Genomic DNA, 23,477 nt, shown 5'->3' with positions numbered 1-23,477 from the left:
GCCGCGTTCAACTATGTTTCTAAAAGCGAGGGTGGTCACCCGAGAGCAGCGCGCGCGGGCCGTCGACGTCGTCCGCCGGCTGGACGTCGCCCAGCACCCACGCCGGGACGTGCCGCGCGGTCAGCATGGCCAGGGCCCGGTCGACGTCCTCGGCCCCGACGATTGCGACCATGCCGACGCCCATGTTGAACGTCTTCTCCAGCTCGGCGCGCTCGACCCGGCCGCGGTGGCCGATCAGCGCGAACACCGCCGACGGCGACCAGGTGCCGCGGTCGAGCCGGGCGACCAGGCCGCGCGGCATGACGCGGGCCAGGTTCGCCTCCAGGCCACCACCGGTGATGTGCGCGAAGGTCCGGACCTCGGTCTCCGCGGCCAGCGCGAGGCAGTCCTTCGCGTAGATCCGCGTCGGCTCCAGCAGTTCCTCGCCGAGCGTGCGGCCGAACTCCTCGACGTGGCCGCCGAGCGGCATCCGCGCGATGTCCAGCAGCACGTGCCGGGCCAGGGAGTACCCGTTCGAGTGCAGTCCCGACGAGCCGAGCGCCAGTACGACGTCACCCGGGCGGACCTTCTCCGGCGACAGCAGCGCGGACGCCTCGACCACGCCGACGCCGGTGGCCGACATGTCGTAGTCGTGCTCGCCCATCAGGCCCGGGTGCTCGGCGGTCTCGCCGCCGAGCAGCGCGCACCCGGCCTGGACGCAGCCTTCGGCGATGCCGCCGACCAGCGCGGCGATCTTCTCCGGGTGCACCTTGCCGACGGCGATGTAGTCCTGCAGGAACAGCGGCTCGGCCCCGGTCACGACCAGGTCGTCGACGACCATCGCGACCAGGTCGATGCCGACAGTGTCGTGCTTGTCCAGCGCCTGCGCGACGGCGATCTTCGTGCCGACGCCGTCGGTGGAGGAGGCGAGGATCGGTTCCTTCCACTTGTCGAGCTTCAACGAGAAGAGCCCGGCGAAACCGCCGACGCCGCCCAGCACCTCGGGCCGCGTGGCGCGTTCGGCGTGCGGCTTGAGCAGCTCGACGGCTTGGTCGCCGGCGTCGATGCTGACGCCGGCGGCGGCGTACGTGGCGCTCGTGGACTCGCTCACGGTAGAAGGACTCCCAACTGGAAGGACTAGCCGGAGGGCTAGGGACGCCGAACTGCGTCCTCGGCACCGTACCCGGCCGGGCTGACCGGGGTCGCCGCGCCATTGACCGCGTCGAGGCTCTCGAGCAGGTTCTTCCCGATGAGCGCGTCGTCGGGCAGGGCGATCGGGTATTCGCCGGAGAAACACGCCGTGCACAGCCGCGTCTTCGGCTGTTCCGTCGCCGCGACGAGGCCGTCGAGCGAGATGTAGCCCAGCGAGTCCGCGCCGATCGAGCGGCGGATGCCGTCGAGGTCGACGCCGTTCGCGACGAGCTCGGCCCGCGACGCGAAATCGATGCCGTAGAAACACGGCCACCGCACGGGCGGCGACGCGATCCGGACGTGCACCTCGAGTGCGCCGGCCTCGCGCAGCATCCGCACCAGCGCGCGCTGGGTGTTGCCGCGGACGATCGAGTCGTCCACGACGACCAGCCGCTTGCCGCGGATGACGTCGCGCAGCGGGTTCAGCTTGAGCCGGATGCCGAGCTGGCGGATGGTCTGCGACGGCTGGATGAACGTGCGCCCGACGTAGGCGTTCTTCACCAGGCCGGTGCCGTACGGGATGCCCGAGCCCTGCGCGTACCCGATGGCCGCCGGGGTACCGGACTCCGGCACCGGCATCACCAGGTCGGCCTCGACGGGCTGCTCGCCGGCGAGCCGGCGGCCGATCTCGACGCGGGTGGCGTGCACGCCGCGGCCGGCGATCGTGGTGTCGGGGCGGGCCAGGTAGACGTACTCGAAGACACAGCCCTTGGGATCCGGGTTGGCGAACCGCGACGAGCGCAGGCCTTCGGCGTCGATGGCGATCAGTTCGCCCGGCTCGACTTCGCGCACGAACGACGCGCCGACGATGTCCAGGCCCGCGGTCTCGCTGGAGACGACCCAGCCGCGCTCGAGGCGGCCGAGCACCAGCGGGTGCACGCCGTGCGGGTCACGCGCGGCGTACAGCGTGTTCTCGTCGGCGAACACCAGGCAGAACGCGCCCTTGAGCGTGGGCAGCAGCTCCATCGCGGCGCCTTCGATGCCCTTGTCGGCGGCGTTCGCGGCGAGCAGCCCGCAGATCAGGTCCGAGTCGCTGGACGAGCCGGTCAGCCCGGCGTGCGGCTTGAGGCCCGCGGCGATGGTGCGCTCACGCAGCTCCGCCGTGTTGACGAGGTTGCCGTTGTGCGCGAAGGACAGGCCGCTGCCCGTCTCGGTGGTGCGGAAGATCGGCTGCGCGTTCTCCCAGATGGTGGCGCCGGTGGTCGAGTACCGGCAGTGGCCGACGGCGATGTGGCCCTGCAGGGACTGCAGGATCTGTTCGTCGAAGACCTGGCTGACCAGGCCGAGGTCCTTGAAGACCACGATCTGGGAGCCGTCGGAGACGGAGATGCCGGCGGCCTCCTGGCCCCGGTGCTGCAGGGCGTAGAGGCCGTAGTAGGTCAGTTTGGCGACTTCTTCCCCGGGAGCCCAGACGCCGAAGACGCCACACTCCTCGCGGGGTTCCGGGTCGGGCTGGTCGGAGGACACGAGCTGTGGGTCGGAAACCACCGAGGTGCTCCCAGGAAGACGCGGTCAGGCCGGTTTCAGTGTAAACGGTCCGGACATGAGTCAGGCCCCGCCCGACGTGGTTCTGACCACTTCGGACAGGGCCTGAAGTTTTTTCCGTGCGCTAGCAGGCATCCGGCAGCGAGAGAATCTCCGAGAGCACCCGGGCTCCGTCACCGCTGCGGCGCCACAGCCACCGCTCGGGTTCGAAGATGTTCTCTTCGGTACCGGGCATGCGCGTCGCCACCACGTCGTCCTCGGCGTTGAGCCGGACCACGTCCACGACGTCGTCGTGCACTCGCACACCGACGACGGCGAGGACCTCGCCCCGGTCGTCGGCGGGGTGGACGAACTGGTAGCCACGGGCCACCAGTTCCTGCAGCCCGGTCTCGATGTCGTAGACGGGAGCGACGGGAGCCTCAGCCGAGGACATCGTCGAACTCACCGTCCTTGGCGCCCGCGAGGAACGCCGCCATCTCCGCGCGCGTGTAGACGAGCGCCGGGCCGGTCGGGAAGCGCGAGTTGCGCATCGCGATCTCGCCGTTGGACAGGGGGGCGACCTCGACGCAGTTGCCGACGGCGCCGCTGTAGCTCGCCTTGCGCCACGGGGCACCGGACAGCCGATCGGCCGGGATGCCGTTCTCGAATCGCTCTGCCATGGTCCCAACCTCTCGATGCGGAAACCTGGGGCGGTGCAGATGCATGTGCATTTGCCCGCGTGGAGCACGCTAGCACGTGTGCTTGCAGCGGTAAATGCACGTGCAGAATTTCTTGCAAAGTTCTCCCCCAGTGAAGGATCACCAGGTCACACTTCATCCAACGGGCTACAGAAACGTCCTCGAATGGACGAGTCGCTACCCCTGGTTACCGCTCAGCGGTACTAGTCGATGCTGTCGAACGCGGGTCGTTCAGATCTCTTGACGGCGCTTCGCGAGCATCGAGCGGCTCCGGTCGGGGGTCTCCGCGTCGACGGCGAGCATGTCCAGCGCGCGGCTGTACTTCTCGATCTCTTCGCGCTTCTCGATGTAGTGCGCGCCCGTGAGGTACTCGACGTAGGCGATGTTCGGCAGTTCCGGCTCGCCGAACCGCAGCAGCGAAAACGCGTGCTCCGCGGACAGCCCGCTGCGCGAGTACGGCAGGACCTGCACCGACACGTGCGGCAGCGCGCTCATCTCGAGCAGGTATTCGATCTGCCGCTTGAGGACCTTGACGCCGCCGATCGGCCGGTACAGCACCGATTCGTCGAGCACCATCCAGACGCGCGGCGCGTCCGGCCTGCTGAACATCTTCTGCCGCCGCATCCGCAGCGCGACCAGCTGGTCGACCCGGTCGTCGGCCATCTCCGGCCGGCCGTGGCTGAAGATCGCTCGCGCGTACCCCTCGATCTGCAGCAGGCCCGAGACGTAGAGCGGCTCCCAGATCTGGATCCGGGCCGCGGCCTCTTCCAGGCCGACGAGGTCGGTGAACCAGTTCGGCATCGTCTCGCCGAAGCGGCGCCACCAACCAGGTTCGTTCGACTGCTTGACCATGTCGAGGAACGTCTGGCGTTCGGTGGACTCCTCGACGCCGTACATCGTCAGCAGGTCGGTGACGTCGCGTTCCTTGAAGCCGACGCGGCCCAGCTCGAGGCGGCTGATCTTCGATTCGGACCCGCGGATGTTGTAGCCGGCCTGCTGCCGCGTGATGCCCGCTTCTTCACGGAGCCGGCGCAGCTGTGAGCCGAGGATCATCCGCCGCGCCGTCGGGCCGATGTTCTGTTCAGCACTGGACGCGTTCACCGCGTTCATTCCCGGACCTTCCGCGCGTCAGTCACCAGGGGGCTCTAGCCCGACTACCGAAAGTACACGTTGGGCCGTCCTGCGCAAAGAGGTGACCCGGTTTACCGCATGCTTGTGTAGTCCTACTCTACGTAGAGTACGAGACTTACGACACAGAACTTGCGAGGTTCAAGATGCCCGACGCCGCGACCCGGACCGAACGAGTTCCCGTCGGAGTCGACCCGACCCGGGCCAGCATCGCGCGGGTCTACGACGCGTTCCTGCTGGGTAAGGACAACTACGAGATCGACCGGGAGGTCCTGAAGCAGGTGCAGCAGGCCGCTCCCGAAGCGCAGGACCTGGCCTTCGAAAACCGCGGTTTCCTCATTCGCGCGTGCCGCTTCCTCGCGAGCCAAACGGGTATCACCCAGATCCTCGATCTGGGGTCCGGTCTCCCGACCGCCGAGAACACCCACCAGGTCGTCCAGCGGATCAACCCGGAGACCCGGGTCGTCTACGTCGACAACGACCCGGTCGTGCTCGCCCACGGCCGGGCGCTGCTGGAAGAGAACGAGCACACCCACTTCGTCGCCGAGGACATCTTCGAGCCGGCGCGGATCCTCGAGAACGAGATCGTGCGCGAGCACATCGACTTCACGCAGCCGCTGATCATGTTGCAGATGGGCACCCTGCACCACTTCAAGGGCGACCACGACCGGCCGGCGGAGATCATGAGGGAGTACGTCGACGCGCTGCCGTCGGGCTCGTTCGTCGGCCTCAGCCACTTCTTCGACCCGGAGAACGAAGACTCCGCGACCGCGCGCCGCATGGAGGACTTCTTCGTGCACAGCCCGATGGGCTCGGGCACGTTCCGGACGCAGAAGGACATCGAGGCCCTGTTCGCCGGCCTCGAAATGGTCGATCCCGGCGTGACCCTGTGCGCCGACTGGTGGCCGGACGGCCCGCGCCTCAAGGAGCTCAACGTCGCGCAGCGCACCATCGCCGGCGGCGTCGGCCGCAAGCCGTAACTAGACGCGGACGAGCGGGAGCCACTGCGAAAGGTCGGCCCGGGAGCCCGAAGCGGACACCCGGCCACCGGCCACCGCAGTGGTCCAGTCCAATCGGCCCGTGGCCAGTTCGAGCCAGGTGCGCGGGTCCGTCTCGATCACGTTGGGCGGCGTGCCGCGGGTGTGGCGCGGACCGTCCACGCACTGGACCGCCGCGAACGGGGGCACCCGGACCTCGACCGTCCTTCCGGGAGCGTCGGCCGCCAGCGCGCGCAGGCTGAGCCGGACGGCGGCGGCCAGCTCCGGGCGGGCCGGGTCGGGCCCGTCGCCCTGCAGCCACGGGGAAATCGCCTGCACCGCCGCACGTAACTGTCCGGGGTCGACCGAACGCGAAGAGGCCATGGGCAAACAGTAGAGTGGCGCACCAAGAGTTTTCCGGCACACCCGAGAACGTGGGGATCACGATGGCGCAGCGGGACGAGGCAGATCGGATGGTTTCGCAGCAGCCAGCCGGAAACGGACCGGATCGCCCCGGCAAGCACGGCAAGCACAGCCGGTCGGCGCGGCGAGGCGGCCAGCAGGCCCGGCGCTCCGGCAAGCACGGCACGCCGGAGATCACCGAGGAGATGCGCGCGAACGCGCGCGCCAACCCCAACAGCTGGCTCTACGTCATCGACGAGGCCTTCGACCCGAACGGCCCGGTGCCGTCGTGGGCGGTCGTCGGCGCGTACCCGGTGAACGACGCCGGCGACGTGGTCGCGGACTTCCACGCGAACGACCGCTACCGGCCCTCGCCCAAGGCGCTCGGGTTCCCGGAGCCGTCGAACGACCTCGAGCAGCTGCTGCAGCTCGTCCGGACCGAGCACCGGCCGCCGTCGGACCTGCCGAAGGTCGTCCTCGACTCGACGCTGTTCGTCTACGCGATGTCGCCGGTGCAGCGCACGGTGATCGGCTTCCACAACACCGACGGCCGGGTCATGGTGCCGGCCTACACCCGCAAGGCCCTGGTGCCGCGCGAGTGGCCGCACGCCCGCGCGGTGGTCGGCCGCGACATCGTCGGCCTGCTCGGGGGTCACCCGGTCGCGATCAACCCGCACGACCTGATCACCGCCGTCGTGCCGGCGGAACACCTGATGAAGGCGCTGGCGGACGAACAGCAGCGCTGACGGCGTCGCCCTTGAGCCCCTCACTCTTTCGAGTGTCACCGGGTAGCCGATCCGGCGACACGGGTGCATCGTGAGGCTCGATGAGGCTCACGGGACAGGTGGGGGGCATGAGGGTGCTGGGCCGTTTACGAAGAGGCCGTTCGTTGCCGCTCCTCGCCGCCGCCGTGTTCCTGGTCGCCGGGCAGGCCCCGGCGACCGCCGTCGACCTCTACGACGGCGCCGAAGACCACTACGCCGGTTCGCAGATCGCCAAGGCCGAAGGCATCGACGCGCTCCCGGACGTGCTGTACGCGGCCGACGACCAGCAGCTCGGTCACGACGTCAGCGGCCACCAGGGGCCGGTCGACTGGGGCGGCGCGGCGGGGGCGGGCGCGAAGTTCGTCTACGTCAAGGCGACCGAGGGCACCGGCTTCGTCAACCCGCAGTTCGCCCAGCAGTACAACGGGTCCTACGACGCCGGGCTGATCCGCGGCGCCTACCACTTCGCCCGGCCGGACGTCTCCGACGGCGCGTCGCAGGCGAAGTACTTCCTGGCCCACGGCGGCGGCTGGTCCGCCGACGGCAAGACGCTGCCGGGCGCGCTCGACGCGGAGTACAACCCGTACGGCGAAACCTGCTACGGCAAGGACGCCGCCGGAATGGTCCGCTGGCTCAGCGACTTCTCCGAGACCTACCGCGCGGCCACCGGCCGGTACCCGACGATCTACACGTCGACGAGCTGGTGGAAGCGGTGCACCGCGAACAACGGCGGTTTCGGCGCCAACCCGCTCTGGATCGCCCGCTACAACACCTCCATCGGCGAGCTCCCGGCCGGCTGGAGCGTGCACACGATCTGGCAGTTCGCCGACCGCGGCACGCTGCCGGGCGACCAGAACTGGTTCAACGGCGCGGCCGCCCGTCTGCGGGCGCTCGCACTCGGCTGAACGGCTCAGCCGTTCGCGGTAATAGGTGTTAACCAGTCACCAATTGACGATCAACTTCCCGGGAAAATCACCCACGCGTATACCCAATTTCACGGAAATGAGTGACAAACCCCTGGTGCGTCGCTAACAATCGTGCTCGGGCGGCTACCTGCAGTAAGCCGTCCTCAGCGAGGGTATCTGTGAAGGGATTCAACGATGTCCACTTCCCGAAGAGGGCGGCTGTTCGCTGCCCTGGCCGTCCCCGCCACGCTGCTCCTGCTCGGCAGCACGGTCCAGGCGACGGCCGCGACCATCTCCCCCGAGGTCGATCCGGTGTCCGCGATCAACGCGGACATCGCCGTGCACAACCACGACATGGGCTCGCAGATCCGGCGCGTCGAGGGTGACAAGTCGACGCCGGACACGCAGAAAGCGGCGCAGCAGCCGCAACCCGCCCAGGCCATCCCCGGCCAGGTGCTGGCCACGGTGGCCGGCATGGACGTCGCCAGCTACCAGGGCAACGTCGACTGGGCGAGCTGGTGGAACCAGGGCAAGCGGTTCGTCTGGACCAAGGCCACCGAAAGCACGAGCTACACCAACCCGTACTTCGCCCAGCAGTACAACGGTTCCTTCAACCAGGGCTTCATCCGCGGCGCCTACCACTTCGCCACCCCGAACACGGCGAGCGGCGCCGCCCAGGCGAACTACTTCCTGGCCCACGGCGGCGGCTGGTCGCGGGACGGCAGGACCCTGCCCGGCGCCCTGGACATGGAGTACAACCCGTACGGCGCCACCTGTTACGGGCTGAGCAAGGCGGCGATGACGTCGTGGATCCTCGACTTCCACGACACCTACCACGCCAAGACCGGCCGGTACCCGGTGATCTACACGTCCCAGAGCTGGTGGAACCAGTGTGTCAACGCCGACTTCGCCAGCACGGCCCCGCTGTGGGTCGCGCGGTACGCGTCGTCGGTCGGCACCCTGCCCTACAACTGGGGCTTCTACACCGTCTGGCAGTACACCTCGAGCCCGCTCGACCAGGACACCTTCAACGGTGCCATCGACCGGCTCCAGGCCCTCGCCAACGGCTGACCCGCACCACCCCCGGCTCCCGGATCGTGACGACTTCGCGTCGTCTCGGCCGGGAGCCGGTTTCATGCCGTACCGTCCGAGCTTGCAGAATGCTGCTCACGACGTCCTGGGGGAACCGCACGCGTCCGCCGGGCGTCGGATGCGCACGAACACCCCGCGCCCGGAAGGCATGACCGATGACCTACCCGCCTCAGCCGGGCCAGCCCGGCCAGCCCGACCCGTACGGCCAGCAGCCGCAGTCCGGCGGCTTCCCGCAGCAGCCGTATCCCCAGCAGGGCGGGTGGGACCCGAACCAGCAGCAACAGCCGTACCCGACGCAGCAGTACCCGCAGGGCTGGGACCCGAACCAGCAGGGTTACCAGCAGCCCGGTACCGCCGGCTACCCGCAGCAGGGCTGGGGTGACCCCAACCAGCAGCAGCAGCAGGGCTGGGCCGACCCGAACGCGCAGCAGCAGCAGGCGTGGGCGGACCCGAACGCCCAGCAGTACGGCCAGCAGGCGTGGGACCCGAACTCCGGCGGCCAGATGTCGGGCTGGGACCAGCAGGGTGGTTACGGGCAGGGCTTCGGCGGGCCGCCGGCGCCGCCCAAGCAGAGCAAGACCGGGATGTGGATCGCCGTCGGCGCCGTCGTGGTGCTGGTGCTGGCCGGCCTGGGCATCACCGGGTTCGTGGCACCCGGGTTCTTCCTCTCGAAGGACGACAACACGAACGTGGCGTCCCCGGGCACGAGCACCTCGGCCAAGCCGACGACGCCGAAGAGCACCCCGAAGAAGTCGACGACCCCGAGCACCAAGGCCTCGACGCCGGGCGGTGGCTCGGGCTCGGGCCAGGGCAAGGTCGTGCTGCAGGGCTTCATCGACAAGCTGAACGCCGGCGACAACAACGCCGCGATCGCGATGGGCTGCTCGGACTCGAAGGACCTGCTCGACTCGTGGCTCAAGACGTTCCTCAAGTCGCCGCTGCAGCTCGAACTCGGCGACGTGCCCGACGACGAGTACCTCGTCGAGGGCCAGGTCACCGGGACGTCCGCGGGCAAGTCCGTCAAGGGCACGCTGAGCGCGACGAACTTCGACGACAAGGGCTTCTGCGTCAGCACCATGCTGGTGTCCTGAGCTGGTGAAGCTGTGGCGATCACCGCTGGCGTGGACGTTCGCCGCGTCACTGGTGCTGCTGCTCGGGGTCGGCGGCTGGTTGCTGACCGACCCCGCCACCAGCCGCAGTGACGCGCTCAAGACCGGCGGCCTGGCCGGCGGCGCGATCGTGGCGCTGTACGCGCTCTGGCTGAACGACCGCCGCCGCCGCGTCGAGGAACGCCGCCAGGACATCGAGCGGCAGCGTCACGAACTCGAGTCGCAACGCGCGGAGCAGGACCGCGAGCGGGTGGCGGACGAGCGGTTCGCAAAGGCGGTCGAGCTGCTCGGCCACGCCGCCGACCAGGTGCGGGTGGGGGCGCTGCACGCACTGGCGGGGCTCGCGCGAAGCCGGCCGGAGTACACGCAGACGGTGCTGGACGTGCTGTGCTCCTACCTGCGGCGGCCGTTCCAGCACCCGCGGTACGAGTCGGGCGTCGACCGGCACGACCGCGACGCCAGGCGGGGCACCCCCGAGCAGGAACAGGAACTCCAGGTCCGGTTGACCGCGCAGCGGCTGATCCGGGAGCTGCTGCCGTCCGCCGGCCAGGCGGACGGCCCGGGCTACGACCTCGACCTGACCGGGGCGGTCGTCGAATACCTCGATCTCTCTGCGTGCAAAATCGGCGGGTTGGTGCTGCGGTACGCGGCGCTGCACAGCAGCACCAACCTGAGCGGCTGCCGCTTCACCCGCCGGGTGTACTTCACGGCGGCGGGCATCGACGCGGGGCGCCTGATCGGCAACTTCCGGTGCCGTGGCGCGGTTTTCGAAAGCCACGCCTGGTTCAGCGGCACCCGGTTCGCCGAACTCGCCGACTTCACCGAGACGACCTTCGCGGGTGAGACCACCTTCAAGGACGCGGAGTTCGCCCGCGACGCGGTCTTCAAGGATGTTCGCGCGACAGGCTCGCTAGATCTGCACCAAACCCGTTTCGAGGGTCAGACCGACCTGCGGTTCTCCGCGCTGCCCGAGTCCGTCTCGCTGTACAACACGCGCGTCCAGTCCGAAAAGGACGTTCAGCTGCCGGCCGGTTGGAAGCTCGAAAAACTGCGTGACGGCGGCGTGCGGATCGTGGCCGAGTGAAGCGCTTTTCGCCCCTGGTGGCCGCTTTTCTGTTCAGCGCCGTCATCTTCGCCGGTGTCCTGGTGTGGCTGCTCGCCGACCGCGGGACCAGCCGGGGTGACGCGCTCAAGACGGCCGGGCTGGCGGGCGGCGCGGTCGCGGCGCTGTACGGGCTGTGGCTTAACGACCGCCGCCGGCGCACCGAAGAGGACCGGCACGAGCTGGAACGCGGCCGGATCTCCGACGAGCGCTTCGCGAAGGCCGTCGAACTGCTCGGGCACCAGGCCGACCAGGTCCGGGTCGGGGCGATGCACGCGCTGGCCGGGCTCGCGCGGACCCGGCCCGACGTCTACGCGCAGACCGTGCTCGACGTGCTGTGCGCGTACCTGCGGCTGCCGTTCGCCCACGAGGACTTCGGTGACGTCGTCGAGGATTCCGCCGCGGCCGAGCGGGAGCGGCAGGTCCGGCGGACGGCTCAGCAGCTGGTCCAGACCCTGCTGGCGGACGTCGACGAGCCGGACGGGCCGGCGTACGCACTCGACCTCTCCGGTGCCCGGCTCGAACGGTTCACCCTCGCGCACAAGCGGATCGCCTGGCTCGGCGGGCAGCAGATGAAGATCTTCACCGGCGCCCGGTTCGTGGACACGTCGTTCGAAAGTTCGGCGTTCTTCACCGGCGCGGAAATGCACGGGCCCGTCGAGTTCGTGCGGACGAAGTTCGGTTCGGGCACGGGCTTCCGCGGTTTCACCGTGCACGACGAAGTGACGTTCGACGGCGTCGAGTTCGCGCTGCCGCCCGATTTCGGCGAGGCGACCTTTCCGGACGGGACGAAACTGCCCTGAGCAGCCCCCGTTTTCCAGGCTAGCGGAGGGCACCGACAACAATCGGTGCCCTCCGGTCAGCTGTCCCCAGGTCTACCAGGTCAGTCGAACAGGGCCGGGAGCGTCTTCTCCCAGGCTTCGCGCAGTTCGTCGAGCGTGAACTCCGTGATGCCCTGCAGCTCCAGCTTGCCCGACTCCGGGTCGACCACGCCGGTCTTGCGCCAGGGGAGGCCGCGCGCGGTGCACATCTCCGTGAAGCGCAGCTCCTCGGTGCGCGGGACCGCCACCAGCACGCGGCCCGACGACTCGGAGAACAGCTGGACGAACGGGTCCTGGCCGTCGTCGAGGAAGAACCGGGCACCGCACTGTCCGATGAGGACGGTCTCGACGAACGCCTGGATCAGGCCGCCGTCCGCCAGGTCGTGCGCGGCCGAGATCATGCCGTCGCGGGAACCCGCCACCAGGATGTCCGCGAGGAGCTTCTCGCGGGCGAGGTCGACCTTCGGGGGCACGCCGCCGAGGTGGCCGTGCAGCTCGCGGGCCCACGCCGAACCGTCCAGCTCGTCGTGCGTTTCACCCAGCAGCAGCAGGGTTTCGCCGGCTTCGGCGCCGATGCCGGTCGGGATGCGGCGGGTGACGTCGTCGATCACGCCGAGCACGCCGATCACCGGCGTCGGCAGGATCGCCGTCGACCCGGTCTGGTTGAAGAAGCTCACGTTGCCGCCGGTGACCGGGATGCCCAGCTCGACGCAGCCGTCCGCGATGCCGTGCACGGCCTGCTCGAACTGCCACATCACGCCCGGGTCGGTCGGCGCGCCGAAGTTCAGGCAGTCCGACACCGCGACCGGGGTCGCGCCGCCGGTCGCCACGTTGCGGTACGCCTCCGCCAGCGCCAGCTGCGCGCCGCGGTACGGGTCGAGGTAGACGAACTTGCTGTTGCAGTCCGTCGCCACCGAGACGCCTCGGCCACTCGACTCGTCGATCCGGATCATGCCCGAGTCGGACGGCTGTGACAGCACGGAGTTACCGCGCACGTAGCGGTCGTACTGCGACGTCACCCATTCCTTCGATGCCTGGTTGGGCGAGGAAATGAGACGCAACACGTCGGCGCGCAGTTCGTCCGGAGTGGACGGACGCGGCAGGTTCGCCGAGGTGTCGGCGATCAGAGCGTCCTGAAAGGACGGTCGCTCGATCGGCCGGTCGTACACCGGCCCCTGGTGCGCCACCGTGTGCGCCGGGACGTCGACGACGACCTCGTCGTGCCAGGTGATCACCAGGTGCTCGCCGTCGGTGACCTCGCCGATGTCGGTGGCGATGACATCCCACTTGCGGCAGACCGCCATGAACGCCTCGACGTTCTCCGGCGAGACGACCGCGCACATGCGCTCCTGCGACTCGCTGGAGAGCACCTCGGCCGGCGTCATCCCGGTGGCGCGCAACGGAACCCGGTCGAGGTAGACGTGCATGCCGCCGTCGCCGGCCGCGGCCAGCTCCGACGTCGCGCAGGACAGCCCGGCGCCGCCGAGGTCCTGGATGCCGACGACGAGGTCGGCCGCGAACAGCTCGAGGCAGCACTCGATGAGCACCTTCTCGGTGAATGGATCGCCGACCTGGACGCTCGGCAGCTTCTTGCGGCCACCCGAGGACTCGTCACCCGAAAAGGTGTCACTCGCCAGGACGGACACGCCGCCGATGCCGTCGAGGCCGGTGCGGGCGCCGAACAGGATGATCTTGTTGCCGGTGCCGGACGCGAACGCCAGGTGCAGGTCCTCGACGCGCATCGCGCCGACGCACAGCGCGTTCACCAGCGGGTTGCCCGCGTACGACGGGTCGAAGACCAGCTCGCCGCCGATGTTCGGCAGGCCGAGGCAGTTGCCGTAACCGCCGACGCCGGCGACGACTCCGGGCAGCACGCGCTTGGTGTCGGGGGCGTCGGCCGGGCCGAAGCGCAGCGCGTCCGCCACCGCGAGCGGGCGCGCGCCCATCGCCATGATGTCGCGCACGATGCCGCCGACGCCGGTCGCGGCACCCTGGTAGGGCTCCACATAGGACGGGTGGTTGTGGCTCTCCACCTTGAAGGTGACCGCCCAGCCCTCGCCGATGTCGACGACGCCCGCGTTCTCGCCGATGCCGGCCAGCATCTTGGCCTTCATCTCGTCGGTCGCGGTCTCGCCGAAGTAGCGAAGGTGCTTCTTGGAGGACTTGTAGGAGCAGTGCTCGCTCCACATCACCGAGTACATGGCCAGCTCGGCGTCGGTGGGCCGGCGGCCGAGGATTTCCCGGATGCGGGCGTACTCGTCGTCGGCGAGCCCGAGCTCGCGATAGGGCTGGGTGTGGTCCGGGGTCGCCCCGGCCCGCTCGGTGGTGTCAACGGTGCTGGTCACGGTGTCCGTGTCAGGGTTCGCCACGGCCGCCAGGATACGTGCCGGGCCCGGGTGCCCCGGACACTGGGCCGCCCCACCGGATATCACCGTTCCGGGTGTGACGGAGCAGACAACCCGAGTGGGCGAAGATCACCCGCGAGCCACGGCGGAAGGCCCGCGCGGAGTAGCTCTTCCGGTCCCGGATCGGCTGATCCGGCGCTGCGGCATCCGGGCGACCGGCCCGGTGCGTGACCACCGAGCGGAGGTGCGGCCGCAGGCTGGCGGGCGAAAATCGGTCGCCTTCCGCTGGTTGTCGGCTTAACGTCGGGAATCGTGCTTTCCGCCACATACCCCCTTCCGCCGCTGCGGCTGCCCGCACGGCCGACCGCGAGCCGGTTCCTGCTCGCCGTGTTCCGAGCCCGGCTCGGCACGGTGCTGGGCTCGGCCACGATCGGCGTCGTGTGGGCGCTGCCGGGCGCCCTGCTGCCCCTGGTGATCGGCCAGGGCATCGGCGCCATCACCGCGCACGACGGGGCGGGCGTCGGGCGCTGGGCGCTGGCCGCGGCCGCGCTCGGCGTCGCCCAGACCCTGGCCGGGACCTGGATGCACTTCCTCAACTACGGCCTGTGGCTGCACGGCGCGGGCTCCACCCAGCGGCTCGTCTCGGCGCACACCACGCGCGTCGGCGCCGGCCTGCGCGAGAAGACGACCACCGGCAACCTGGTCGCGATCGCCACGACCGACATCAACCACATCGGCAACACCGTCGAGATGGCCGGGCGGGCGTTCGGCTCGCTGCTGGCGTTCGTCGTGGTCGCGATCTGGCTGGTCTCGACGTCGCCGCTGCTCGGCCTGGTCGCGCTGGTCGGCGTGCCGCTCGCGGTGCTCGGCATCGGGCCGCTGCTGGCCCCGCTGCAGAAGCGCAAGGCGAGCCAGCGCGAGATGCGCGGCGAGGTCAACGCGCTCGGCGCGGACATCGTGTCTGGCCTGCGGATCCTGCGCGGCATCGGTGGTGAACGGCGGTTCTCCGGCCGCTTCCGCGAGACCAGCCAGCGGGTGCGCCGGGCGGGTATCGAGGTCGGCAAGGCCGAGTCGTGGCTGGCCGCGGCGGAGATCGCGCTGCCCGGCCTGGTCACCGTGGTGATCACCTGGCTGGGCGCCCGGCTGGCCGTGGGCGGCACCATCAGCGTCGGGCAGCTGGTGGCGTTCTACGGCGTCTCGATGTTCCTCATCTGGCCGGTTTCCGCGGCCACCGAGGCGGTCGGGTCGTTCACGTCCGGCCTGGTGGCGTCGCGGAAGGTGGTGGCGTTGCTGGCACTGGAACCCGCGCTGGCGGATCCGGAGACGCCGGTGCGGCTGCCCGACGGGCCACTGGAACTGGTCGACACCGAGTCCGGCGTGCGGGTCGCGGCCGGGCAGCTGACGGTCGTCGACTTCGGCGCCGGCGGCGAGGCCGTGGCCGATCGGCTGGCCCGGTTCGCCGACCCGGCCGCGGGCGAAGAAGTGCTGGTCGGCGGGGTCCGGGCGGACCAGGTCGCGCTCGTGGAGCTGCGGCGGCGGGTGGTGTACGCGCACAACCAGGACATCTGGTTCTCCGGCGTGCTGCGGGAGCAGCTGACGCCGGCGCGGCCGAGCGGCGTCGACATCACCGAAGCGCTGTACGCGGCCGACGCCGACGACATCGTCGAGGCGATGCCCGACGGCGTCGACGAAGTGATCGGCGAACGCGGCCGCGAGGTGTCCGGTGGCCAGCGGCAACGGCTGAACCTGGCCCGCGCGCTGGCCGTGGACGCGGACGTCCTGGTGCTGGACGAGCCCACGTCGGCGGTCGACGCGCACACGGAGGCACGCATCACCGAGCGTGTCGCGGCGCTGCGCCGCGGCAAGACGACGGTGGTGTTCAGCCAGAGTCCTTTGTGGACACATGTGGCCGACGAGGTTTTCACGACGAAGGTAGTGACGGTATGAAGCGGCTCCCCACGGCGTCCCGGCGGGACGTCCGCCGCTGGGCGTTGCGGACAGCTGCGACCCACAAACGCGAGTGCGCGCTGCTGCTCGGCGCGCTCGCCGGGTCCACGCTGATCGGGCTGGCCGGGCCGCAGCTGCTCGGTTCGCTGGTCGACTCCGTCGCGGCGGGGACCACGACCACGCACGTCGACGTGCTGGCGGGTGTGTTCGTCGTGATCCTGCTGCTGCAGGCCCTCTCCCGGAAGGTCGCGCGGCTGCGCGGCGCGGTGTTCGCCGAGCTGGTGCTGGCCGAGACCCGCGAAGAGTTCGTCGGCACGGCGCTGCAGCTGCCGCTCGGCACCGTCGAGGCGGCCGGCACCGGCGACCTGCTCAGCCGGGCCACCACCGACCTCGGCCGGATCGACCACGCGGCGCGGTTCGCCGCGCCGGAGATCCTGGTCGCGGCGGTGACCGTGGTGTTCACGGTGGCGGCGATGGTGCTGACGTCGCCGCTGCTGTCACTCGGCCTGCTCGTCGCGGCGCCGCTGCTGATCAGCGTCAACGTCTGGTACCAGCGGCGGATCCCGGCGCTGATGCAGTGGATGCTGGACCGCTGGGCGGACCTGACGACCAGCGTCCACGAGACGGCGGAGGGCGCCCGCACGGTCGAGGCGCTCGGGCTGACCGAGCGGCGGGTCGCCGGTGCCCACGACGACCTGGACCGGAGCATCCTCGCGGAACGCCGGATGCGGGCGCTGCAGCTGCGCTGGCTGCCGTCGCTGGAGATCAGCTACGTGCTGCCGCTGGCCGTCATGCTGCTGCTCGGGCTGCTCGCCTACTCGCAAGGCTGGGCCGGGCTCGGCGTGATCACCACGATGCTGCTGTACATGCAGGCGATGGCGAACCCGCTCAACTCCGCGCTGTTCTGGCTGGAAGACCTGCAGGTCGCGGCCGCCGCGGCGCGCCGGATCCTCGGCGTCCGGGAGGTCGCGGTCGAGGAGACACCGAAGGTGACGCAGGTGCCGCGCGGGCGGGACATCGACGTCCACGGCGTCCGGTTCGCCTACACCGCCGACCGCGAGGTGCTGCACGGCATCGACCTGCGCGTCCCGCGGGGCGAACGGCTGGCGATCGTCGGGCCGTCGGGCGCGGGCAAGTCCACGCTCGGGCGGCTGCTGGCCGGCATCGCGGTGCCGTCCGCGGGCTCGGTGCGGATCGGCGGCCAGGACGTCTCGGCCCTGGCCGACGACGTCCTGCGCGGCGAGGTCCTGCTGCTGACCCAGGAGCACCACGTGTTCTCGGGAACGCTCCGGCAGAACCTGGCCCTGCCGGCCCGCCGCGCCGGCGGCGACTGGACGGACGACGAGCTGACGACCGCACTGGCGTCGGCGGGCGCGTCCGCCTGGGTCGCGGCCCTGCCGGACGGCCTCGACACGAAGATCGGCTCGGGCGCGTACCCGGTGCCGGCGGCGGTCGCGCAGCAGCTGGCCCTGGCCCGGGTCGTGCTGGCGGACCCGCACACGCTGGTGCTCGACGAAGCGACGTCGCTGCTGGACACAGGCTCGGCGCGCGACCTGGAGCGGTCGCTGAACAGCGTGCTGGCCGGCCGCACGGTGATCGCGATCGCCCACCGCCTCCACACGGCGGCGGCGGCCGACCGCGTCGCGGTGGTCGAGGGCGGCCGCATCACGGAGCTGGGCCCGCACGCGGCACTGCTGGCGGCCGGAGGTTCGTACGCCCGGCTGGTGGCAGCGGCGAGCTGACCTGCCCCTTCGACCGAGCGCCGCACTTCCCGCGGGGAGTGCGGCGCTCGGGTCGCGAGTTCCGGCCGGTGGCCGTGCGGGAAGCGCCGACACCCGTGCTTGAAGAGTCGACTCGCGTGATTGAAGGGTCGACACACGTGATCAGCAGGACGACACGCGCACGCAAGTGGACGACACGCGCACCCGGATGGACGACACACGTGATCGGCGGGACGACACGCGTACCCGAGTGGACGACACGCGTACCCGAGTGGACGACACGCGTACTTGGGTGGACGACACGCGTACCTGGGTGGACGACACGCGTGGCTGGAGGGCGGCGCCGCGGCCGGGTTGTGAGGCCCGGCCGCGGTCCGAGCCTCAGGCCTTGACCAGCGCGTCCACCGCGCTGAAGAACATGCCGAGACCGTCGTCCGACGGGCCGGTGAGCGCGTCGATCGCGTGCTCCGGGTGCGGCATGAGCCCGACCACGCGGCCGTTCTCGCTGCGGATGCCCGCGATGTCGTTGCGGGAGCCGTTCGGGTTGCCGCCCACGTAGCGGAACACCACCCGGTCCTCGGCCTCCAGCGCGTCCAAAGTGGACTGCTCGGCCACGTAGCAGCCGTCGATGTTCTTCATCGGGATGAGGATCTCGGCACCTTGCTCGTACCGCGAGGTCCACGCCGTCGAGGTGTTCTCGACGCGCAGCCACTGGTCGCGGCAGATGAAGTGCAGGCCCTGGTTGCGGATCATCGCGCCCGGCAGCAGGCCGGCCTCGCAGAGGATCTGGAACCCGTTGCAGATGCCGAGCACCGGCATCCCGGCCCGCGCGGCCTCGATCACCGACGTCATCACCGGCGCGAACCGGGCGATGACGCCCGCGCGCAGGTAGTCGCCGTACGAGAAGCCACCCGGGACGACCACGGCGTCGACGCCGCGCAGGTCCTCGTCGGCGTGCCACAGCGGCACGGCCTCCGCGTCGGCGTAGCGGACCGCGCGGGCCGCGTCGCCGTCGTCGAGGGTGCCGGGGAAGGTGATGACGCCGATGCGGGCGCTCACGCGCCGACCCGCGTGATGATCCACTGCTCGATCACCGGGTTCGCGAGGAACCCTTCGGCGATCTTCTCGAGCGTCGCGTCGTCGACGGAGTCGTCGACCTCGATCTCGAAGTGCTTGCCCTGGCGGATCTCCTTGATCCCGGTGAAGCCGAGACGGCCGGCGGCGCCGAGCGCGGCCTGTCCCTGCGGGTCGAGGATTTCGGGCTTGGGCATGACGTCGACGACGACTCGGGCCACGGCAGGCTGCTCCTTATTCACGCAGGTCGTGGGTACCCGGCGAGCATAGTTCACCCGGTCCGCCGACCCGCCGCCCAGGTGTCGAGGGCCACCGGAAAACCTAGACTGGCCGACGGCGCGCCCCTGCGCCATGATGAGTCGTTGACATCGCGCCAACAGCTGTGGAGGCACCGTGGACTCCTATGACTACGTGATCGTCGGTGCGGGCAGCGCCGGGTGCGTGCTGGCGAACCGGCTCACCGAAGATCCGTCGGCGCAGGTCCTGCTGCTGGAGGCGGGCGCCGAGGACACCGCCGACGAAATCCACATCCCGGCCGCGTTCGCGTCGCTGTTCAAGACCCGGTGGGACTGGAACTACGAGACCGTCGAGCAGAAGCACACCGGCAAGCCCGCGTACTGGCCGCGCGGGAAGATGCTCGGCGGCTGTTCGTCGATCAACGCCATGATCTACATCCGCGGCAACCGCGCCGACTACGACGGCTGGCGCGATTCCCACGGCGCCGAAGGCTGGGGCTGGGACAACGTCCTGCCGTACTTCAAGCGCGCCGAGGGCAACCAGCGGCTCGGCGGGCCGCTGCACGGCACCGACGGCCCGCTGAACGTCGAGGACCGCCGGTTCACCCACGAGCTGTCGAGCGCGTGGGTCGACTCCGCCGTCGCGTGGGGCCTCAAGCGCACCGACGACTTCAACGGCGAGACCCAGGACGGCGCCGGCGACTACCAGGTGACCTGCAAGAAGGGCCGCCGCTGGTCGACCGCCGACGCCTACCTGCGCCCGGCGCTGGACCGGCCGAACCTCACCGTCAAGACGTCCGCGCCGGCCACCCGGATCGTCTTCGAGGGCACCCGCGCCGTCGGCGTGTCCTATTTGGACAACGGTGTCGAGCGCACGGCCCGCGCGTCCACCGAGGTGCTGCTCAGCGGCGGCGCGGTCAACTCGCCGCAGCTGCTGATGGTCTCCGGCGTCGGCCCCGCCGAGCACCTGCGCGAACACGGCGTCGACGTCGTCGCCGCGCTGCCCGGCGTCGGCGAGAACCTGCACGACCACCCGGCCTGCGGGATCATCTGGACCACCCGCGGCACCACCGACCTGGTCGACGCGGCGACGCCGGCCGGGCTCGTGCGCTACCAGCTGACCAAGCGCGGGCCGCTGACGTCGAACATCGGCGAGTCGGGTGCGTTCTTCTCCACTGTGGACGGTCAGACCGCACCGGACATGCAGATCCACGTCGTGCCGTCGTTGTTCTACGAAAACGGGTTGCGCGAGCCGAACGTCGCCGGGTTCACCTCCGCCGCCACCGTGGTGGACGTCGCGAGCCGCGGCCGGCTGCGGCTGAAGTCGGCGAACCCCTTGTGGAAGCCGGAAATCGACCCGGCGTACTACGCGGAGCCGAAGGACATGGACGCGATGATCGCCGGGCTGAAGGCGCTCGTCGAGATCGGGAAGTCGGGGCCGCTCAAGCGATTCCTCGACAAGCCGTACCTGCCCACCCGGCACGATCTGACCGACGCCGAGTTCGTCGAGCACATCCGCGAGAACACGCAGACGCTGTATCACCCGGTCGGGACGTGCGCGATGGGCACCGGCGAGCAGGCCGTGGTCGACCCGCAGCTGCGGGTGCGCGGGGTCGAGGGGCTGCGAGTGGTGGACGCGTCGGTGATGCCGGTGGTGCCGCGCGGGAACACGAACGCGCCGACGATCATGGTGGCGGAGAAGGCGGCGGACCTCATCCGGGGGCGGTGAGGGCGGGCGGGCCGCGGCCCCCGGTATCCAGTTTACCGGGGGCTACCGACAGTTCCGGGGCTGCGGACACGAGTTGTCCACAACCCCGGAGCGGGTCAGCGCTTGCCGTGGAGGATGGTCACCAGCTTGGCGACCATGGCGTCCGTCGACGGCTTGCGGGTGAACGACGTCAGCGTCAGCGGTGCCGTGAAGCGCTGGCGGGCGATGGCCTTCGTGCGGGCGAACTCGCGCAGGCCTTCCGGGCCGTGGATGCGGCCGAAGCCCGAGTCGCCGACGCCGCCGAACGGCAGCGAGGCGATGCCCGCGAACGAGAGCGGGGCGTTGATCGACGTCATGCCCGTGCGCAGCTTCTCCGCCAGCTCGACGCCACGGGACTTCGAAAAGACCGTCGAACCCAAGCCGTACTTCGTGTTGTTCGCCTTCTCGATCGCTTCGTCCATGTCGCGGACCTTCGCGATGGTCACCGTCGGGCCGAACGTCTCTTCCGTGACGGCTTCGGAGTCCTCCGGGACGTCGATCAGCACCGTCGGCTGCGCGTAGCGGTCCCCGACCGACTCCTCGCCACCCAGCACCGCCTTGCCGCCGCGGGCCAGGGCGTCCTGGATGTGGCGCTTGATCACGCCGAGCTGCGACGGCATGGTCACCGGGCCGTACTGGGCGGCCTCGTCCGAACCCGCGCGGACGTCCTTCGACTTCTCGACGACCTTCGCGACGAACTCGTCGTGCACCTTCTCGTGGACGTACACCCGCTCGACGCCGATGCAGGTCTGGCCGGAGTTGGAGAACGCGCCCCAGACCGTCGCGTCGGCCGCGGCGTCGAGGTCGGCGTCCGCGTCGACCAGCACCGGGTCCTTGCCGCCCGCCTCGATGACGACCGGGGTGAGCGTTTCGGCGGCCGCGGCCATGATCCGCTTGCCGGTGCCCGTCGAGCCGGTGAAGGCGATCTTGTCGACGCCGGCGCCGACCAGCGCCGCGCCCGTTTCGCCGAAGCCGGTGATCAGCTGCAGCACCGGCTGCTCCGGCACGATCTCGGCGAACGCGTCGACCAGCCACTTGCCGACACCCGGGGTGTACTCGCTGGGCTTGAAGACGACGGCGTTGCCCGCCGCGAGCGCGTACGCGATCGAGCCGAGCGGCGTGAACACCGGGTAGTTCCACGGGCCGATCACGCCGACGACGCCGAGCGGCTGGTACTCGACGGTGGCCGCCTGGTTCGACATCAGCAGGCCGGCCGAGCGCTTCTGCTTGCCGAGGATCTTCTTCGCGTGCTTGCCGGCCCACGCGATGTGCTCGATGGCCAGGACGCTCTCGAGCTGCGCGTCGGCGATCGGCTTGCCGGTCTCGTCGCGCACCACCTGGCACAGCTGCGGCAGCCGCCGCGTCAGCACGCCCTTCCAGGCGCGAAGCCGCTCCGCGCGTCCGGCGAAGCCGAGGTCAGCCCACCACTTCGCCGCGACGCGCGCCCGCGCGACGGCGGCCTGGACATCTTCGGAGCTGTGCACCGGGTAGGTGCCGACGACCTCGTCGGTCGCCGGGCTCAGCGAGTCGAAGGTCTCGCCGAGCGACGTCGGCTTAGGCTGGACGGCAGTCATCGGCGTCTCCCGCGGGTCGAGGTTCAGCCCAGGTTACGACGTTACTGACGTAGTGCCAATAGCGCCCACGGGCTTCGCCACCAGCATTGCACCGGCGATGGCCGCAGCAAAGACACCGAACACCGGAGCGAGCCACAGCGGCAGCACGCCGACCGCCAGCGAGCCGAGCCCGAAGCCGCACGCCTGCACCGTGAACGACAGCGAGAACCCCGCTGACCTGCGATTCTTCGGCAGCAGTCGCTGCAGGTTGACCGAGGTCGCGGCCACCAGCGGCCCGGTGCAGCCGCCGATCACGGCCACCGACCCGATCAGGCCCGGCCAGCCGAAGTCGCCCGCGAGGGCGAGTCCGCCGACGACGAACCCGCCGAGGAACAGCCGCGGGTCGCCGGTCTTGCCGCGCCACGCGTAGAGCGCGCTGCCCAGAATGCTCGCGCCGCTCAGCACCGCGATCACCACCGGCGCGGCCGTGTCGGGCGCGCCGAGCCGCTGGACGAGCGGCAGCGGCGCAACCTCGATCGTCGAGAGCAGCAGCCCGACGGTGAACGCGCAGCACAGCCACGGCAGGTAGGTGCCGACACCGACCGGCGGCACGTCCGGCCCGGCTTCCTCCCGCTCGCGCTCGGCCGCGCGGCGCGGGACGAGCACCGCCGCGCCCACGCAGGCGGCGGCCATCGCGGCGAGCGGGACGAACGGACCGGCCAGGTCGAGCAGCGCGACCAGCGCCGGCCCACCGATCAGCACGCCTTCGAGCAGCATCGCGTCGACGGAGATGGCCCGCGGCAGCAGCGCGTCGTCGACGGTGTCCGCGAGCAGCGTCCGGAACCCGCCGGACAACGCACCTGCGGTGGCGCCGGGCAGCAGGACCAGCGCGAGCAGCACGGCGTTCGGCGCGCCGGCGGACGCGGCGAAGGCGAGCACCGCGAAGCCGGCGGCGGTCAGGAGCAGCAGCGCGGGCAGGCCGCGCGTCACGCCGACGCGGTCCAGCAGCCGCCCGACCGGCACCGCGCCGGCCATCTCGGCGACGACGTAGACCGACATCAGCACGCCGCCGAGCCGGTACGAGCCGGTGGTGGCCGTGGTCAGCAGGGTGAACGCGAGCGGCGCCATGGTCGCCGGGAGCCGGGCGAACTGGACGCCGGCCGACCAGCGCCAGTAGGCGCGATGGGTGAACAACGACATGCGAGCACGCTCTTACGGCGAC

The 23,477-nt window shown here is 70.5% G+C and carries 21 protein-coding genes; 10 read left to right on the top strand and 11 right to left on the bottom strand.

Annotation, left to right across the window (positions count from 1 at the left end):
* Nucleotides 1-19 precede the first annotated feature (19 nt).
* The 5 genes from purM to OG494_RS38690 form a co-directional block, all read right to left on the bottom strand.
* On the bottom strand, nt 20-1,090 hold the full coding sequence (gene purM, locus OG494_RS38710; RefSeq protein ID WP_328447290.1) for a phosphoribosylformylglycinamidine cyclo-ligase: 1,071 nt from the start codon (nt 1,088-1,090) through the stop codon (nt 20-22).
* 38 nt (nt 1,091-1,128) lie between these two features.
* Nucleotides 1,129-2,658 carry an amidophosphoribosyltransferase gene (purF, locus tag OG494_RS38705; RefSeq protein WP_328447288.1) on the bottom strand — a complete coding sequence of 510 codons (1,530 nt, stop codon included), beginning with the start codon at nt 2,656-2,658 and terminating at the stop codon, nt 1,129-1,131.
* A 121-nt stretch (nt 2,659-2,779) separates the two neighbouring features.
* Nucleotides 2,780-3,088 carry a hypothetical protein gene (locus OG494_RS38700; protein WP_328447286.1) on the bottom strand — a complete coding sequence of 103 codons (309 nt, stop codon included), beginning with the start codon at nt 3,086-3,088 and terminating at the stop codon, nt 2,780-2,782.
* Nucleotides 3,075-3,314, bottom strand: a complete 240-nt coding sequence (locus tag OG494_RS38695) for a DUF397 domain-containing protein (protein WP_328447284.1) — start codon at nt 3,312-3,314, stop codon at nt 3,075-3,077. The genes OG494_RS38700 and OG494_RS38695 overlap by 14 nt, the downstream gene beginning before the upstream one ends.
* Nucleotides 3,315-3,563: 249 nt before the next feature.
* The gene (locus tag OG494_RS38690; protein WP_328447282.1) at nt 3,564-4,442 is read right to left on the bottom strand and encodes a helix-turn-helix domain-containing protein; all 879 of its coding nucleotides are present in this window, start codon (nt 4,440-4,442) and stop codon (nt 3,564-3,566) included.
* 164 nt (nt 4,443-4,606) lie between these two features.
* On the opposite strand from OG494_RS38690, the gene OG494_RS38685 reads away from it, so the two are divergent.
* A complete protein-coding gene (locus OG494_RS38685; protein ID WP_328447280.1) occupies nt 4,607-5,440 on the top strand; it encodes an SAM-dependent methyltransferase in 834 nt (277 codons plus the stop codon).
* On the opposite strand, the gene OG494_RS38680 is transcribed toward OG494_RS38685, so the two are convergent.
* A complete protein-coding gene (locus tag OG494_RS38680) occupies nt 5,441-5,821 on the bottom strand; it encodes a sterol carrier family protein (protein WP_328447278.1) in 381 nt (126 codons plus the stop codon).
* A 56-nt stretch (nt 5,822-5,877) separates the two neighbouring features.
* On the opposite strand from OG494_RS38680, the gene OG494_RS38675 reads away from it, so the two are divergent.
* The 6 genes from OG494_RS38675 to OG494_RS38650 all read left to right on the top strand — a co-directional run bounded on the left by OG494_RS38675 (nt 5,878) and on the right by OG494_RS38650 (nt 11,614).
* Nucleotides 5,878-6,585, top strand: a complete 708-nt coding sequence (locus OG494_RS38675) for a type VII secretion system-associated protein (RefSeq protein ID WP_328459156.1) — start codon at nt 5,878-5,880, stop codon at nt 6,583-6,585.
* Between the two features lie 107 nt (nt 6,586-6,692).
* A complete protein-coding gene (locus tag OG494_RS38670; RefSeq protein WP_328447276.1) occupies nt 6,693-7,508 on the top strand; it encodes a lysozyme in 816 nt (271 codons plus the stop codon).
* 195 nt (nt 7,509-7,703) lie between these two features.
* A complete protein-coding gene (locus OG494_RS38665) occupies nt 7,704-8,579 on the top strand; it encodes a lysozyme (protein WP_328447274.1) in 876 nt (291 codons plus the stop codon).
* Between the two features lie 176 nt (nt 8,580-8,755).
* The gene (locus tag OG494_RS38660; RefSeq protein WP_328447272.1) at nt 8,756-9,691 is read left to right on the top strand and encodes a hypothetical protein; all 936 of its coding nucleotides are present in this window, start codon (nt 8,756-8,758) and stop codon (nt 9,689-9,691) included.
* Between the two features lies 1 nt (nt 9,692).
* The gene (locus OG494_RS38655; RefSeq protein ID WP_328459155.1) at nt 9,693-10,793 is read left to right on the top strand and encodes a pentapeptide repeat-containing protein; all 1,101 of its coding nucleotides are present in this window, start codon (nt 9,693-9,695) and stop codon (nt 10,791-10,793) included.
* The gene (locus OG494_RS38650) at nt 10,790-11,614 is read left to right on the top strand and encodes a hypothetical protein (RefSeq protein WP_328447270.1); all 825 of its coding nucleotides are present in this window, start codon (nt 10,790-10,792) and stop codon (nt 11,612-11,614) included. Before OG494_RS38655 ends, OG494_RS38650 begins: the two co-directional genes overlap by 4 nt.
* Nucleotides 11,615-11,694: 80 nt before the next feature.
* On the opposite strand, the gene purL is transcribed toward OG494_RS38650, so the two are convergent.
* A complete protein-coding gene (gene purL / locus OG494_RS38645) occupies nt 11,695-14,001 on the bottom strand; it encodes a phosphoribosylformylglycinamidine synthase subunit PurL (RefSeq protein WP_442874336.1) in 2,307 nt (768 codons plus the stop codon).
* Between the two features lie 288 nt (nt 14,002-14,289).
* Between purL and OG494_RS38640 the strand changes: the two genes are divergently transcribed.
* Nucleotides 14,290-15,924 (top strand): ABC transporter ATP-binding protein, encoded by a 1,635-nt coding sequence (locus tag OG494_RS38640; protein WP_328447269.1) that lies wholly within the window; start codon nt 14,290-14,292, stop codon nt 15,922-15,924.
* On the top strand, nt 15,921-17,666 hold the full coding sequence (locus OG494_RS38635) for an ABC transporter ATP-binding protein (RefSeq protein WP_328447267.1): 1,746 nt from the start codon (nt 15,921-15,923) through the stop codon (nt 17,664-17,666). Before OG494_RS38640 ends, OG494_RS38635 begins: the two co-directional genes overlap by 4 nt.
* Nucleotides 17,667-18,026: 360 nt before the next feature.
* Here the strand turns inward: OG494_RS38635 and purQ are convergent, their stop codons facing one another.
* Both purQ and purS read right to left on the bottom strand, forming a co-directional pair.
* On the bottom strand, nt 18,027-18,704 hold the full coding sequence (gene purQ, locus OG494_RS38630) for a phosphoribosylformylglycinamidine synthase subunit PurQ (protein WP_328447265.1): 678 nt from the start codon (nt 18,702-18,704) through the stop codon (nt 18,027-18,029).
* The gene (gene purS, locus OG494_RS38625) at nt 18,701-18,940 is read right to left on the bottom strand and encodes a phosphoribosylformylglycinamidine synthase subunit PurS (protein WP_328447263.1); all 240 of its coding nucleotides are present in this window, start codon (nt 18,938-18,940) and stop codon (nt 18,701-18,703) included. Before purS ends, purQ begins: the two co-directional genes overlap by 4 nt.
* A gap of 172 nt (nt 18,941-19,112) precedes the next feature.
* Here purS and OG494_RS38620 point away from each other — a divergent pair, with 172 nt between their 5' ends.
* Nucleotides 19,113-20,684: a GMC family oxidoreductase gene (locus OG494_RS38620; RefSeq protein WP_328447261.1), complete on the top strand. Its 1,572-nt coding sequence runs from the start codon at nt 19,113-19,115 to the stop codon at nt 20,682-20,684.
* Nucleotides 20,685-20,779: 95 nt separating this feature from the next.
* Here the strand turns inward: OG494_RS38620 and OG494_RS38615 are convergent, their stop codons facing one another.
* Nucleotides 20,780-22,276 carry an aldehyde dehydrogenase family protein gene (locus OG494_RS38615; RefSeq protein ID WP_328447259.1) on the bottom strand — a complete coding sequence of 499 codons (1,497 nt, stop codon included), beginning with the start codon at nt 22,274-22,276 and terminating at the stop codon, nt 20,780-20,782.
* A gap of 33 nt (nt 22,277-22,309) precedes the next feature.
* Nucleotides 22,310-23,455, bottom strand: a complete 1,146-nt coding sequence (locus OG494_RS38610) for an MFS transporter (RefSeq protein ID WP_328447257.1) — start codon at nt 23,453-23,455, stop codon at nt 22,310-22,312.
* Nucleotides 23,456-23,477: the final 22 nt, after the last annotated feature.

Source organism: Amycolatopsis sp. NBC_00438 (assembly GCF_036026695.1).
GTDB lineage: Bacteria > Actinomycetota > Actinomycetes > Mycobacteriales > Pseudonocardiaceae > Amycolatopsis.
This window is presented reverse-complemented; position numbering and strand designations above follow the sequence as displayed.

Coding starts and splice junctions, on each gene's coding strand:
- OG494_RS38670 (WP_328447276.1), top strand. CDS start 6,693: ATGAGGGTGCTGGGCCGTTTACGAAGAGGCCGTTCGTTGCCGCTCCTC.
- OG494_RS38665 (WP_328447274.1), top strand. CDS start 7,704: ATGTCCACTTCCCGAAGAGGGCGGCTGTTCGCTGCCCTGGCCGTCCCC.
- OG494_RS38680 (WP_328447278.1), bottom strand. CDS start 5,821: ATGGCCTCTTCGCGTTCGGTCGACCCCGGACAGTTACGTGCGGCGGTG.
- OG494_RS38690 (WP_328447282.1), bottom strand. CDS start 4,442: ATGAACGCGGTGAACGCGTCCAGTGCTGAACAGAACATCGGCCCGACG.
- OG494_RS38610 (WP_328447257.1), bottom strand. CDS start 23,455: ATGTCGTTGTTCACCCATCGCGCCTACTGGCGCTGGTCGGCCGGCGTC.
- OG494_RS38660 (WP_328447272.1), top strand. CDS start 8,756: ATGACCTACCCGCCTCAGCCGGGCCAGCCCGGCCAGCCCGACCCGTAC.
- OG494_RS38685 (WP_328447280.1), top strand. CDS start 4,607: ATGCCCGACGCCGCGACCCGGACCGAACGAGTTCCCGTCGGAGTCGAC.
- OG494_RS38615 (WP_328447259.1), bottom strand. CDS start 22,276: ATGACTGCCGTCCAGCCTAAGCCGACGTCGCTCGGCGAGACCTTCGAC.
- OG494_RS38695 (WP_328447284.1), bottom strand. CDS start 3,314: ATGGCAGAGCGATTCGAGAACGGCATCCCGGCCGATCGGCTGTCCGGT.
- OG494_RS38700 (WP_328447286.1), bottom strand. CDS start 3,088: ATGTCCTCGGCTGAGGCTCCCGTCGCTCCCGTCTACGACATCGAGACC.
- OG494_RS38635 (WP_328447267.1), top strand. CDS start 15,921: ATGAAGCGGCTCCCCACGGCGTCCCGGCGGGACGTCCGCCGCTGGGCG.